General features: G+C 73.5%; 12 protein-coding genes. 6 read left to right on the forward strand and 6 right to left on the reverse strand.

Annotated elements, in window-relative coordinates:
• Positions 1-28: 28 nt before the first annotated feature.
• Both KV381_RS32055 and KV381_RS32060 read left to right on the forward strand, forming a co-directional pair.
• A complete protein-coding gene (locus KV381_RS32055) occupies positions 29-283 on the forward strand; it encodes a WhiB family transcriptional regulator (RefSeq protein ID WP_030076314.1) in 255 nt (84 codons plus the stop codon).
• Positions 284-380: 97 nt separating this feature from the next.
• Positions 381-3,761 carry a hypothetical protein gene (locus KV381_RS32060; protein WP_218786891.1) on the forward strand — a complete coding sequence of 1,127 codons (3,381 nt, stop codon included), beginning with the start codon at positions 381-383 and terminating at the stop codon, positions 3,759-3,761.
• Positions 3,762-3,774: 13 nt separating this feature from the next.
• Here KV381_RS32060 and KV381_RS32065 read toward each other — a convergent pair whose 3' ends face one another.
• The 4 genes from KV381_RS32065 to KV381_RS32080 form a co-directional block, all read right to left on the reverse strand.
• Positions 3,775-4,749, reverse strand: a complete 975-nt coding sequence (locus KV381_RS32065) for an acyl-ACP desaturase (RefSeq protein WP_098025077.1) — start codon at positions 4,747-4,749, stop codon at positions 3,775-3,777.
• Positions 4,750-4,936: 187 nt separating this feature from the next.
• A complete protein-coding gene (locus KV381_RS32070) occupies positions 4,937-7,324 on the reverse strand; it encodes an excinuclease ABC subunit UvrA (protein ID WP_218786892.1) in 2,388 nt (795 codons plus the stop codon).
• A gap of 67 nt (positions 7,325-7,391) precedes the next feature.
• On the reverse strand, positions 7,392-9,023 hold the full coding sequence (locus KV381_RS32075; RefSeq protein ID WP_218786893.1) for an ABC-F family ATP-binding cassette domain-containing protein: 1,632 nt from the start codon (positions 9,021-9,023) through the stop codon (positions 7,392-7,394).
• A 231-nt stretch (positions 9,024-9,254) separates the two neighbouring features.
• A complete protein-coding gene (locus tag KV381_RS32080) occupies positions 9,255-9,674 on the reverse strand; it encodes an SsgA family sporulation/cell division regulator (protein WP_218786894.1) in 420 nt (139 codons plus the stop codon).
• A 206-nt stretch (positions 9,675-9,880) separates the two neighbouring features.
• On the opposite strand from KV381_RS32080, the gene KV381_RS32085 reads away from it, so the two are divergent.
• Positions 9,881-10,996, forward strand: a complete 1,116-nt coding sequence (locus KV381_RS32085; RefSeq protein ID WP_086778895.1) for an oxidoreductase — start codon at positions 9,881-9,883, stop codon at positions 10,994-10,996.
• A gap of 39 nt (positions 10,997-11,035) precedes the next feature.
• Here the strand turns inward: KV381_RS32085 and KV381_RS32090 are convergent, their stop codons facing one another.
• Entirely contained in the window at positions 11,036-11,902 is an 867-nt protein-coding gene (locus KV381_RS32090; RefSeq protein ID WP_218786895.1) for an alpha/beta fold hydrolase, read from the reverse strand.
• 71 nt (positions 11,903-11,973) lie between these two features.
• Positions 11,974-12,270, reverse strand: a complete 297-nt coding sequence (locus KV381_RS32095; RefSeq protein WP_030623336.1) for a YciI family protein — start codon at positions 12,268-12,270, stop codon at positions 11,974-11,976.
• 108 nt (positions 12,271-12,378) lie between these two features.
• Between KV381_RS32095 and KV381_RS32100 the strand changes: the two genes are divergently transcribed.
• From KV381_RS32100 to mmpA, 3 genes are all read left to right on the forward strand, one after another.
• The gene (locus tag KV381_RS32100) at positions 12,379-13,071 is read left to right on the forward strand and encodes an endonuclease V (protein ID WP_030076334.1); all 693 of its coding nucleotides are present in this window, start codon (positions 12,379-12,381) and stop codon (positions 13,069-13,071) included.
• Between the two features lie 75 nt (positions 13,072-13,146).
• Positions 13,147-13,584 (forward strand): glutaredoxin domain-containing protein, encoded by a 438-nt coding sequence (locus tag KV381_RS32105; RefSeq protein ID WP_218786896.1) that lies wholly within the window; start codon positions 13,147-13,149, stop codon positions 13,582-13,584.
• Between the two features lie 81 nt (positions 13,585-13,665).
• Positions 13,666-13,809 (forward strand): morphogenic membrane protein MmpA, encoded by a 144-nt coding sequence (gene mmpA / locus KV381_RS32110; protein ID WP_167396344.1) that lies wholly within the window; start codon positions 13,666-13,668, stop codon positions 13,807-13,809.
• Positions 13,810-13,825: the final 16 nt, after the last annotated feature.

Raw genomic sequence — 13,825 nt, forward strand, 5'->3', positions numbered from 1 at the left:
TTTATCGCCACCGGGCACCGTGGGCACCATGCTGATCAACACCGTGACCGACGACGCACTCGCCTGGCAGGAGACCGCGTTGTGCGCGCAGGCCGGGCCCGAGTTCTTCTTCCCCGCCCCGGGCAGTTCGACCCGCGAGGCCAAGCAGCTGTGCAACGCCTGCGAAGGGCGTCTGGCCTGCCTGGAGTACGCGCTCGCCAACGACGAGCGGTTCGGGGTCTGGGGCGGTATGTCCGAGAAGGAGCGCGAGCGGCTGCGCAGAGAGGGACGCGACCGGAGCTGAACCGTCCAGCGGGTCGACGCACCCCGGTCGACCCCCGGTCGCACCGGCGCACGGTAAACCCTTGGGGTGATCGCGCGGAGCCCGGCACAATCGGACCATGACCGACGCCCCGCCGCTCGTCCTCGCCGCCGCCCTCCTCGACGCGCTCGAACCGCTGCCCTACGCGGGGCGCGGAAACGAACTGGCGGTGCGGGCAAGCCGACTGGCCGCCGAGGGCTCCCTGCGCGCGGTCCTCGACGAGCTGGAGGACGGCGACCCGTACGAGCGCGGGATCGCCGTGATTGCCGCCTCGGCCGGCCGGGACGCCGAGTGGATCGCCGCGCACCTCGCCGACGAGGACGCCGTCGTACGCGGGCACGCCCTGCGCGCGGCACGGGCGCTCGGAGTGCCGGACACGGCGTACGAGAAGGCCTTCGTGGACGCGCCCGCCGTCGTGCGCCGCCATCTCGTGCGGGCGATCATCGCCGACCGCCGCACCGCGCTCGCCGACCGGCTGATCACCGTCCTGCGCGACACCTGGGGCGACATCGAGGCGGCCCGTCTGCTGCCCGGCTGCTCGGCCGCCACGGTCGAGGCGCTCCTGCCGGAACTGCGGCGCTCGACGGCCTGCTGGTCCTCCCTCGGCCACCGCCACCCCGGACCGGTCCTGGACTCCGCCGAGGACGAACTGACCAGCCTGCCCGCGGCCGGGCGGGATGCCTGGTGGCAGGGGTGCGGCCACCCCCGGGGCATCGCCGCCGCGACGGCCGCCCTCCCGCACCGGGTCCTCGACCTCCTCGAACGCTTCGGCCCCGGCCGGCTCCCGGCCGACCTGCACCGCCCCGTCGGACGGCTCGTCGTCGCCGACCCCGTACGGGTCGCCCGGCTCGCCATCAGGCCCGACGTCTGCGCCCACCTGCTCCGCGCGCTCAGCAGAACCGAACTGCGCCGCCTCGTCCGGGCGTTGCCCGAACCCCTCCTCGTCGAACTGGGCCGCGGCGCACCGGACTTCGACGGGCTGCCCCGGCTCCTGCGCGCCCTGCCGCCCGGCCGCCGCACCGCGCTCCACGAAGCGGTCACCGAGGTCCGGGGCGAGGGCGCGTCGGGGGGCACCGTCGACACCCGGCTGCTGGACGCGCTGCCCCGTAGCGGCGTGGTGGCCGTCGCCCGGCGAGCGGCGGAGCGGGCCGGGGCGCGCGGAGACGCCGCGGCCGTCCTCGACGCCACGTCCTACCTCCCCTTCGACGAGGGACGCCCGCCGCTGCTGGCCGCCACCCGGGGGTCCGCCGCCGACGACCGCGCCAGGGCCTGGTCGCTGCTCGTCGGCAGCGCGGGCCGCTCCGGCGATCCGGCCGGCGTCGCCACCGTGCTGGAGGACCTGCTGCGCCTGCGCAACGAGCAGGATCCCGTCCGCTCCGCCGCCCTCACCGCCCTGACCGGCGTGGACCCCGCCCTCTTCACCGACGCGGTGGAACCGCTGCTCGACCGGGTCGCCGCCGACGCCGTGGAGGCCCGCGACTCCTCCGCCGCCACCCGTTCCGCCCTCGGTTCCCTGGCCGTCGGCGTGCTGCGCGAGCACGCGGTGACCGGACAGCGCGACCTGCTCAACTGGGCGCTGCGCACCCTCGTCCGGATCACCGGCACCAGCGGCAGCGCCGACCTGGGCCGGCTGGACCACGCGCTGCGCCGGGGCCAGGAGCACACGGTGTTCGACGCGCTGCGGCCCTGGCTGGAAGCGGGCGCGGAACGCTCGGACTACGGCCTGGTGCTGGCGCTCGCCCGCGCCGTGGGCCGTCGCGCCGACGCCATGCCCGGCCTCCAGGACCTGCTGTGGCAGGCCGTGAACTACGGCGAGCCCTCCGCCGCCCGGAGCGCCGCCGCTCTCTGGCTCCGGGCCCCGGCCGGCCGGGACGAGCGGGTGGAGCGGCTGCTCGCCCGGCACCCCTCCGCCGTCGCGCTGCCGGAGGTCCGGCGTGTGGTGACCGCCCGGCGGACGGACCTGCTGGACGCGTACCTCGACGGGACACCGCCCCGGGGCCGGTTCCTCGCGCCCGGCACGTCCTGGACGCTCGGCGTCGCCGGAGCCGGGTGCTGGACGCCCCGTCAACAGCGGGCCGTACTGCGCTCGGTGGAGTGCACGGTGGCGGACGAGAAACTGCCGCTGTACGCGCGCACCGCCGCCCTGGGGCAGCTCGCCCGGATACCCGGGAGGGGGGCCGACGCCGTACGCGCCTGGACCGAGGACCGGGACGTGGTGATCGCCGAGGCCGCGCTCGCCGCCCTCGCGCACACCGACCGGCCCGCCGACGCGCTGCCCGACCTGCTCGCCCACGCGGACGACGACCGGGCCCGGGTCGCGGTGTACGCGGCGCGCCGGGCGGCCGCACGCACCCGGCCCTCCCGGCTGGCCCCTCTGCTCGCCGCCCGTACGGCTCCGGGCACCGGCAAGGTGACGAGCCGCAAGGAGATGGTCCGGCTCGCCGCCGATCTGCTGCCGCGCGCGGAGGCGGCCGGCCTCCTCGCCGACGCGTACGCACAGCCCGGCCAGCACCTCGACGTACGGGCCGCCTGCGTGGCCGCCGGTACGCCGCTGCTCGGCGACGTACGGATGTGGGAGGTGACCGAGGACGCGGCGGGCGGCGAACGCGCGCTGCGGGTGGCGGTGTTGGGGGCGCACCCGACGGAGCTGGACCCGGCCCTGCGGCCGCGCTACGCCCGGCTGATCCAGGACCTGTGCCGCACCGACGACGACACGCTGGCCGTCCTCGCCCACACCCAGCTGGTCCCCTGGCTGCCCTGGGCCCCGCACGCGGCCGAGGTCCTGGTCGAGACGGTCACCGATCTGGACCGGCGGGGGAGGTGGCGCTCGGCCGCCGAAGCGCTCGCGGACGCCGCCCGGACGGTCCCGGACACGAACCGGTCCCTGATCCGCGCCCTGTCCCTGCTGGCCACGGGGGAGACGGCGGACGACGCGGGGGCGGAGCGGGACCGGCCCGCCCGCCGGCGGATCGGCCATCTGGCCAGGAGTCTGACGCTGCGCTCCGGGACGAACGACCGGCAGGTCGCGGCGGTGCTGGCGGAAGCGGGCCGGACCCTGGCGGCCCACCGCGACCTCGTGCCGGACGCCGTGGCCCTGCTCGCACGCTCCCTGGACCTGGCGGGGGACCCGGACACCCTGCACACCGGGCTGGTCGCGCTCGCCGCCCTGCACACCGGCCGCCCGGCGCTCGCCGCCAGGACCGCGCAGACCGTCGGCAGGCGGGTGACCGGATACCGGGGCGCGGAGACCGGCGACCCGGACACGCTGCTGCTGGTCGTCGCACGGCTGGCCGCGTCGGGGGATCCGGCCGAGGGACTGCTCGCGGCCGAACTGACGGTGGCATGCGGTCTGCGCACCGGGTGGACCGGGCCGTGGCGCACCCAGCTGCGCATGCTCCGCCAGCACCCCTCGGACGACGTCCGCGACGTGGCGTACGCCGCGGCCACCGCCGAGGAATGAGGCCGCCGAAGGATCAGGCGCGGCCGCGCGCCGCCATCCGGGCCTTGCGGGTGGCGAGCTTCTCGTCGAACTTCGACGCCTCGCTGTCCAGCCCGCCCATGTACAGACCGAGCTCCTCCTGGGCCTTGGCGCCCTCCGGGCCGAGCCCGTCGATGTCCATGACCTTCAGGAAGCGCAGCACGGGCTGGATCACGTCGTCGTGGTGGATGCGCATGTTGTAGATCTCGCCGATCGCCATCTGCGCGGCGGCCCGCTCGAAGCCGGGCATGCCGTGTCCGGGCATCCGGAAGTTGACGACGACATCGCGCACGGCCTGCATGGTGAGGTCCGGGGCCAGCTCGAAGGCGGCGCCCAGGAGGTTGCGGTAGAAGACCATGTGGAGGTTCTCGTCGGTCGCGATCCGGGCCAGCATCCGGTCACAGACCGGGTCGCCGGACTGGTGGCCGGTGTTGCGGTGCGAGACGCGGGTGGCCAGCTCCTGGAAGGCGACGTACGCGACGGAGTGCAGCATCGAGTGCCGGTTGTCTGACTCGAAGCCCTCCGCCATGTGCGCCATGCGGAACTGCTCCAGCTTGTCCGGGTCCACGGCGCGCGAGGTGAGCAGGTAGTCGCGCATCACGATGCCGTGGCGGCCCTCCTCGGCGGTCCAGCGGTGCACCCAGGTGCCCCACGCGCCGTCGCGGCCGAAGAGGGAGGCGATCTCGTGGTGGTAGCTGGGGAGGTTGTCCTCGGTGAGGAGGTTCACCACGAGAGCGATCTTGCCGATGTCGGTGACCTTGGACTGGTCCGCCGCCCACGCCTCGCCGTCCTCGAAGATGCCGGGGAAGTTCCGGCCGTCCGAGAACGGAACGTACTCGTGCGGCATCCAGTCCTTGGCGACCTTGAGATGGCGGTTGAGTTCCTTCTCCACCACCTCTTCCAGCGCGTACAGCAGCTGGGCGTCGGTCCACGCCTTCGAACTGCCGAGGTGGGGAGAGGTGATCGTCACGGGGAGCTCCTGGGGACGGGAGAATTACCTACGGCTTCGTAGGTTACGAGACCGTAGGTTAAGGCGGTCGTAAGGTCAAAGCCAAGCCCGCTCCCGCCAGTGATCGGCCACGTACGGTCATCAGCCCAGGTGAATGGCCACGTGACGGCCCCCTCGGAGCCCTCCCGGAGCCCTTCCGGGCCTCGTTTCACCGTTCCGGAACGGCTTGTTCCATGCCCGGATCAACCCCCGGAAACGCCTCCGGATCCACGCCCGCAAACGCCCCCGGGTCCACCCCCGGATCCCTGCGCAGATACCGGCCGGTGACGGACGTCGGATGTGCGAGCAGCGCGGCGGGCGTCCCCTCGAAGACCAGTTCGCCGCCGCCCTTGCCGCCGTCCGGACCCAGATCGATCACCCAGTCCGCCCGCTTGACCACCTCCAGGTTGTGCTCCACGCAGATCACCGTGTTCCCGGCGTCGACCAGCCGGTCCAGCAGATCCACCAGCGCGCCCGTGTCCGCCAGGTGCAGTCCGGTCGTCGGCTCGTCCAGCACGTACACGCTGGAGGTGCGGTGCAGCTGTGTGGCGAGCTTGATCCGCTGCCGCTCGCCGCCGGACAGGGTGGAGAGCGGCTGCCCCAGTGCGAGATAGGTGAGACCCACCGCGTCGAGGGTGCGCAGCTTCCGCGACAGCACCGGATCCTCGAACAGTCCGGCCGCCTGCGCCGCCGTCATGTCCAGGACGTCCACGATCGACCGGCCCCCGACCCGGTGCTTCAGCACGTCGTCGTGGAACCGGCGGCCCTCGCACTCCGGGCAGGTCGTGGTGACCGGATCCATGAACGCCAGATCCGTCGAGATCGCCCCGCGCCCCGAGCAACCCGCGCACGCCCCGGCGGAGTTGAAGCTGAACAGGCTCGCGTCCACGCCGTTCTCCCGGGCGAACACCTTGCGGATGGCGTCCAGCGCGCCGATGTACGAGGCGGGGGTGGAGCGCGACGAAGCGGTGATCGCGCTCTGGTCGATCACCACCGCCTCCGGGTACGCCGCCGTGAACACCCGCGACACCAGCGTCGACTTCCCGGACCCCGCCACCCCCGTCACCGCGGTCAGCACCCCGGTGGGGAATGACACGTCCAGGCCCTTGAGGTTGTGCAGATCGGCCCCGCGCACGGGCAGCCGGCCGGTGGGGGAGCGGACGGTCTCCTTCAGCGGGATACGGCGGCGCAGCGAACGGCCGGTGAGCGTGTCGGCCTCCCGCAGCCGCTCGAAGGGCCCCTCGAAGACGATGTGCCCGCCGTCCGCCCCGGCCCGCGGCCCCATGTCGACGACATGGTCGGCGACGGCCATCACGTCCGGGTCGTGCTCGACGACCAGCACCGTGTTGCCCTTGTCGCGCAGCCGCACCAGCAGATCGCCCAGCCGCCCGACGTCACGCGGGTGCAGGCCGACGCTGGGCTCGTCGAAGACGAACGTCAGCCCGGTGAGCGAACTGCCCAGATGCCGAACCATCTTGAGCCGCTGCCCCTCGCCCCCCGACAGCGTCGTGGTCTCCCGGTCCAGGCTCAGATACCCGAGCCCGATGCCGACGAGCCGCTCCAGCCGTTCACGGGCGGCGGCCGCGATGGGCCCGCCCACCGGATCGCCGATCCGCTCCAGTACGCCGACGAGTTCGGCGACCTCCATCCGTCCGTAGTCGGCGGGTGAGAGCCCGTCGATCCGGGTGGCGAGCGCCGCCGCGTTCAGCCGCGCCCCGCCGCAGGCCCCGCACACCCGCTCCACGGTGAACCGGGCGGCGGCCTCGCGCCGCTTCTCGGAGAGGGCGGCGGTGTCGCGCTTGAGATACAGGCGCTCGAAGCGGGTCACGACCCCCTCGAACTTCATGTCCGCCGACCCGGTCCGCAAGTCGAGGCGGACGGTGAATCCTGAACCGTGCAACAGCAGTTGACGCTCCCGCTCGCCGAACTCGGCCAGCGGCAGGTCGTTGTCGAACCGCCCCGAGCCCCCGTACAGATTCCACTCCCAGCTGCCCACCGACAGACCGGGCAGCAGCAGGGCCCCCTCGTTCAGCGACTTCGACCAGTCGATCGCCCGGTCGAGATCCAGCTGGACCGTCCGCCCCACCCCGTCGCACTCCGGGCACATCCCGGCGGGATCGTTGAACGAATACGCGGTCGCCCCGCCCGCGCTCGGGGTCCCGCACCGGGAGAACAGCACCCGGATCACCGACCAGATGTCGGTCGCCGTGCCCACGGTGGAGCGGACGTTGCCGCCCAGCGGCTTCTGGTCGATGACGATGGCCACCGACAGGTCCTCGACGGACTCGACGTGCGGCCGCTCGTACTTCGGCAGCCGGTTGCGCAGGAACGAGGTGAAGGTCTCGTTCAGCTGCCGCTGCGACTCCACGGCGATCGTGTCGAAGACCACCGAGGACTTGCCCGAACCGGACACACCGGTGAAGACGGTGATCCGGCCCCGGGGAATCCGGAGGGAGACGTCGCGCAGATTGTTCTCGCGCGCGCCGGTGATGACGATGTCGCGGTGGGCGGAGCCGAGGGTGTCCGGCTCCGCACCGCGCAGGGGAAAGCGGTCCATGAGGGCGACGCTAGGCGGGATACCGGACAGCTTCTGTCGCCTTTTCCCGCGTGATTCGCCGCCGTGGTCACCCGCCCGCGCGCACCGCCTCCGCCGTCGTGTCCCGCAGCCCGCCGTCCAGCCGGAGCCAGCGGGTGATGCCGATCGACTCCAGGAACGGCACATCGTGGCTCGCCACGATCAGCGCCCCCTCGTACGCCTCCAGCGCCTCGGTCAGCCGCCGTACGCTCGCCAGATCGAGGCTGTTCGTCGGCTCGTCGAGCAGCAGCAGCCGGGGTGCGGGGTCGGCCAGCAGCAGCGTCGCCAGCGTCGCCCGGAACCTCTCCCCGCCCGACAGGGTCCCCGCCGGGCGGTCCGCCGCCGCCCCCTTGAACAGGAAGCGGGCCAGCCGTGCCCGGACGGCGTTGTCCGTGCTGCCGGGCGCCGACCGGGCCACGTTCCGCACCACCGACGACGCGTCGTCCAGCACATCCAGCCGCTGCGGCAGGAACCCCGTCGCGACCAAGGGGCTCGCCTCCCCCGAGAGCGGCGTCAGATCACCCGCGATCGTCCGCAGCAACGCCGTCTTGCCAGCTCCGTTGCGTCCGGTCAGCGCGATCCGCTCCGGGCCCCGCACCATCAACTCGCCCCGCAGCGACGGTCCGTAGGGCGGTACCGGATCGCGCAGCAGCAGCACCTCGCCGCCCGGGTGGACCCGGGTGCCCGGCAGTTCGATCCGGATCTCCTCGTCCTCGCGCACCGCCGACTCCGCCTCGTCCAGGCGCTCCTCGGCCGCCGCCAGCCGCTCGGTGTGCAGGATGCGGTGCTTGCCGGCGGACACCTGGGCGGCGCGTTTGCGCTGCCCCATCACGACCTTGGGCTCCCGCTTGGTGTCCCACATCTTCTGCCCGTACCGCTTGCGACGGGCCAACGTGACGTGCGCGGCCGCCAGTTCGCGCTTCTGCCGCTGTACGTCGGACTCGGCGGCCCGCACCATGCGCTGCGCCGCCTCCTGCTCGACGGCGAGCGCCTCCTCGTACGCCGACAGGTTCCCGCCGTACCAGGTGACCGAGCCCTCACGCAGATCGGCGATCCGGTCGACCCGCTCCAGCAGCTCCCGGTCGTGACTGACGACGAGCAGCGCCCCGGTCCAGGCGTCGACCGCGTCGTACAGCCGCCGCCTGGCGTACGCGTCCAGGTTGTTCGTCGGCTCGTCCAGCAGCAGCACCCCGGGCCGGTCCAGCAGCAGCGCGGCCAGCCGCAGCAGGACGCACTCGCCGCCGGACATCTCCCCGATGGTGCGGTCGAGCCCGATGTGGCCGAGGCCGAGCCCGTCCAGCGTGGCGAGCGACCGTTCCTCGATGTCCCAGTCGTCGCCGATCACCTCGAAGTGCCCGTCCCGTACGTCGCCGGACTCGACCGCGTCGAGCGCCGCGCGCCGGTCCGCGATGCCGAGCACCTCGTCGACCCGCAGCGCGGTGTCCAGGACCAGGGTCTGCGGCAGGTACCCCAGCTCGCCCCGGACGGTGATCACCCCTTCCTGCGGGGCGAGTTCACCGGCGATCAGGCGCAACAGGGTCGACTTGCCACAGCCGTTGAGGCCGATGAGCCCGGTGCGGCCCGGGCCCACGGCCAGATCGAAACCGGTGAAGACCTCGCTGCCGTCGGGCCAGGAGAAGGCGAGGGAGGCACAGATGATGTGGGTGTCGGAAGCAGACATACGGATCTCCCGTGAGCGTCGGGGAACGACAAGGACGGCTGAAGACGACTGAGATCGCACACGGGCGCTCCGGCCGCGGTGGGCGCGGCGGGCGCTGCACGGTGTGCACAGGACCTCAGATCAGCAACGTCCTACTCCGATCGACGACAACAGGAACCATCACGAAGGTAGGCCCAGGAAGCGGGCGGGGCAACCGGATTCACGGCCGGGGAGAAGGGCCCGGGGGCAGGGTCAGCGGGAGCCGCCGCCGAGCAGGTCGCTCAGACTCCGGTCCAGGTCCAGGTACCGGTGCTCCTCGCCCACCGGAACCAGCTCCTGCGCCCGTTGGAGGAAGCGCCGCAGCTCCTCGGTGCGTACGTGGACCATGGCGATGCCCTCGGGGGCGTGGAACTCCAGCACGGTCCGCTCGTACCCGAACGGCCGCACCCGCACGTCTCCCTGCCCGGCGGGCGAGTCCACCCCGGTGGTCAGCAGCTCGCGCGAGAACTCCCAGGACACCTCGGTGCCCTCCAGCGTCGCCGGAGCCGGGAACGCCATGCGTACGGCGAAGGGGTACTGGCGGTCGTAGCTCAGGGTGGCGGGCAGGGTCTCCATCCGCGGTGCGGACGCGACCATGCGGGCCTGCACGGACTGCTCGATGACGCTGGACAAGACCTGCTCCCTCTCCCTGCCGGGTGAACGGTTCCCGGCACTGGAGTAGACGACGGAACTCCTCGTTTCGTGCACCGGCGTGCGGCGTGAGCTGCGTCACCGGTCACGGGCGGCCCCGTCCGGACCTCCACGCACCCCGCACTCCTGCCCCGTCGGCGGCAACGCACCCTGGACGGGCCGGAACCCGTGGGCTAGCTTCCAGCGCCATGAGGACCACGGGGAACACGAGACGGCTGATGGCACTGGTGACCGGCGGCGCGGCCCTGGCCGCCGTACTGGTCGCACCGGGCGCGTACGCGGCGCAGGCGGAAGGCCCGGGGGCGGTGTCCGGAGAGGTGACCCGCGGGCTCCTGCCCGGCTGGAAGCTCACCGACACCGGCACCGACGCCCGCTTCCGGGGGCTCGCCGCCGTCAGCCGCACCACCGCCTGGGCGGCCGGATCGAAGGGCACGGTGCTGCGCACCGGAGACGGCGGCCGCACCTGGCGCGATGTGTCACCGCCGGGCGCCGCCGACCTCGAACTGCGGGACATCGAGGCGTTCGACGGCCGCCGCGCCGTCGCCCTGGCCATCGGCGAGGGCGAGGCCTCCCGGGTCCTGCGTACCGAGGACGGCGGAGCGACCTGGACCGAGTCCTTCCGCAACACCGATCCACGGGCCTTCTTCAACTGCCTGACCTTCTTCGACAGCCGGCACGGTCTCGCGGCGGGCGACCCGGTGGACGGGAAGTTCCGGATCCTGTCCACGGCGGACGGCGGCCGTTCCTGGCGGGTCCTGCCCGACGCCGGAATGCCCGCCGCCCTGCCGGGCGAGGCGGGGTTCGCGGCGAGCGGCCAGTGCCTGGTCAGCTCCGGCGCCAAGGACGTCTGGCTGACCACCGGGGGAGCGGAGACCGCCCGCGTCCTGCACTCCGGGGACCGGGGCCTGACCTGGACGGCCAGCGCATCGACCCTCCCGGCGGGCGACCCGGCCCGCGGGGTCTTCGCCGTCGCCTTCCGCGACCGGGGCCACGGCATCGCCGTCGGCGGCGACTACCGCCCCGACCAGGCATCCCCGCGGGCCGCCGCCGTCACCGGGGACGGCGGCCGCACCTGGCGGCAGTCCGCCACCCCGCCGCCCGCCTACCGCTCCGGCGTCACATGGCTCCCGTACAGCCGCACCGCCGCCGTGGCCGTCGGCCCCACGGGCACCGACCTCACGCTGAACGGCGGGCGCACCTGGCACACGGTGGACTCCGGCTCGTACGACACCGTCGACTGCACGCCCGACCTGGGCTGCTGGGCGGCGGGCGAGAAGGGGCGGGTGGCGCGGCTGGGCTTCTGACGCCCGGGCGTCCGGACGCCTCCTGACGCCCGGGCGGCCTCAGGAAGCGTCCAGCACCTCCCGCAGCCGCGCCGCGAACTCGTCCGGCTTGCCCGGATAGCCGAACTCCCCGTCGAGGAAGCCGCCGTGATGGCTCGGGAAGACGGTCACCCGCTGCCCGAGCAGTTCGGCGGCCGCGTCGGACGTCCGCCCGGTCTGCACCGCCCGGGACTCCTCGCCCACGGCGATGACCACGCGGGTGGGGGCCGCCGCGATGGCGTCGACGTCCGGCCGGTGGTCGCTGACCGCCCAGGACCGGTCGGACAGCAGCGGGTCGTCACGTGAGCCGTCGTCCTCGGCGGGCATGCCGAACGCGGCGGGATCGGGCGCGGGCCGGGCGAAGTACGCGTCGGTGAACTCGCCCTCCCAGGAGGTCATGGCCACGAACGCGGCCATTCCGGCGCCCCACCCCCGCTGTTCGTACGCGTCCCGGACCCCGGCCCGCGCCCGGACGGCTGCCGGGCCGTCCGGGGTGATGGTGTTGAGCGGCGGCTCGTGCGCGACGAGGGTGGTCACGTCGTCGGGGTGGCGCGCCACGAGGGCGAGCGCGGTGACCGCCCCGCCGCTGCTGGCGAACATCTCGACCGGCCCGGCCCCGAGCGCCGCGACCACCGCGTGCACGTCGTCGGCCAGGATCTCGGGCGTCCAGTCGACCCGCCCGTCCTGGCGGGTGGAGCGGCCGAGCCCCCGGGGGTCGTACGTGACGACGGTCCGGTCGGGGAAGCGGGCCGCGAGCGCGGCGAACCCGCTCGCGTCCATGGGGTGGCCGATCAGGAACAACGGCGGGCGGCCGTCGGCGGTGGGCAGCGGTCCTCGGACGTCGTACACGAGGCCGGCGCCGGCTGTGGCGAGGGTGAAGGTCTCCATACCCGTACAGACCGGCCCCGCGCCGAAAACTCATCGCCGACGGCGGCGGCCATCGGTGAAGCTTCCGCCCGTTACGGCAACCGCTGCTGGTACGGGGCGAGTTCGGGTGAGGTCTTGGTGGCGATGAACTCGGTGATCCGGTACGCGCACACCTGGTGCTCGGCGAAGGGGTCGGCCGCCGCGATCTTCTCGATCGCCGCCCGGTCGTCCCCGACGGCCAGGATCACCCCGCCGTCCCGGGGGTTCTTGCGCCCCGAGGCGATGAAGACACCGGCCGCGTACTGCTCGTCGAGCCAGGCGATGTGCTCCCGCATGAGCGCGTCGACGCGCTCGACGGGGGCCGTGTAGGTCAATTCGAGTACGAACATGATCGTCAGGCTACGGGATGCCGGCCGGTCGCTCCGAGGTGTCGTGGCGGGCGGCCTCCGGCACTCCGCGTAACAGCGGAGCCCTGGCCACCGCATAAGCTTCCGGACATGACGACCTCCCCCACCCCCGCCCACGAGACCCCCGCCGACGAAGCCGAGGGCCGGGCGATCCAGGACCGGCTGCGCGGCCGGGTGATCCTGGACGAGGCGGGGCCGGAGCCCGGAACCGGGCTGGTCACCGGGGTGGACGTGGCCTACGACGACGAGAAGGACGTCGTCGTCGCGGCGGCCGTGGTGCTGGACGCCGCCACACTGGAGACGGTCGACGAGGCCACCGCCGTCGGCACGATCGCCTTCCCGTACGTTCCCGGGCTGCTGGCCTTCCGGGAGCTGCCCACCGTGCTGGAGGCCCTGGAGGAGCTGAGCGTCGGCCCCGGTCTCGTCGTCTGCGACGGCTACGGTCTGGCGCACCCGCGCCGTTTCGGCCTCGCCAGCCACCTGGGCGTGCTCACCGGGCTGCCGGTGATCGGCGTCGGCAAGAACCCTTTCACCTTCACCTACGAGGCTCCCGGCCCGCGGCGCGGCGACTTCTCCCCGCTGCTGGACGGCGAAGAGGTGGTCGGGCGGGCGCTGCGCACCCGGGAGAACACCAGCCCGGTGTTCGTCTCGGTGGGCCACCGCATCAGCCTCGACAACGCCTGCGCCCACACACTTCGCCTCGCCGGCCGCTACCGCCAGCCGGAGAGCACCCGCCGGGCGGACGCGCTCTGCCGGCAGACCCTGAAGGAAGCGACCGCGTGACGCGGGCGGGCGACCCGGCGGCGGGCCGGAGGCCGCCTCGATGAGCGCGGCCGCGCCCCGGTAGCGTGCGTCGTCATGATGCGCGTATGGGTGCTGCCGGTCCTGTTGCTGCTCAGCGGTGCGGTTCTCGCGACGGGGATCGCCCGCAGGGGCGACCTCGCCATGGCGGCCGTACTCCTGCCGCTGTTCGTGCTGTTCGCCGGCGTGAACTCGCCCCTGATCTTTCCGCGGCCGGTCCCCGCCGCCGAGGCACAGCGCCGCAGCGCGGCCGACGGCCGCCCGGTCGTCTACTGGCGGCCCGGCTGCACCTACTGCCTGCGGCTCCGCCTCCGGCTGGGCCGCGACGCCTCCCGGCTGCACTGGGTCGACATCTGGCGCGATCCGGCGGGAGCCGCCGTCGTACGGGCGGCCAACGGCGGCAACGAGACCGTGCCGACCGTCGTCGTGACGGACGGGCCGCACACCAACCCGGACCCGGCATGGGTACGCGAACAGCTGCCGCCGCCCACGTGACGGTCCCGAGCGTGGAACAGTCCTGCAACTGAGTACCCGTACGGATGGCGTAGATCCGTACGACTGGGCAGGCTGACACACATGAACGCCACGCGCACAGCCGTCCGCCCCGCGCCCGTCGACCCTGCTCAGCGCCGTATGGCCCTCGGCATGCTCCTCGGGAGCGCCGTCGGGCTCGTCTGGCTGGGTGCGATGCTCTATACGCTGGCCGGGTGGGTGTTCTAGCGGCCCGTTGGGGAGG

The organism is Streptomyces sp. WY228 (assembly GCF_019287315.1).
Lineage (GTDB): Bacteria > Actinomycetota > Actinomycetes > Streptomycetales > Streptomycetaceae > Streptomyces > Streptomyces caviscabies.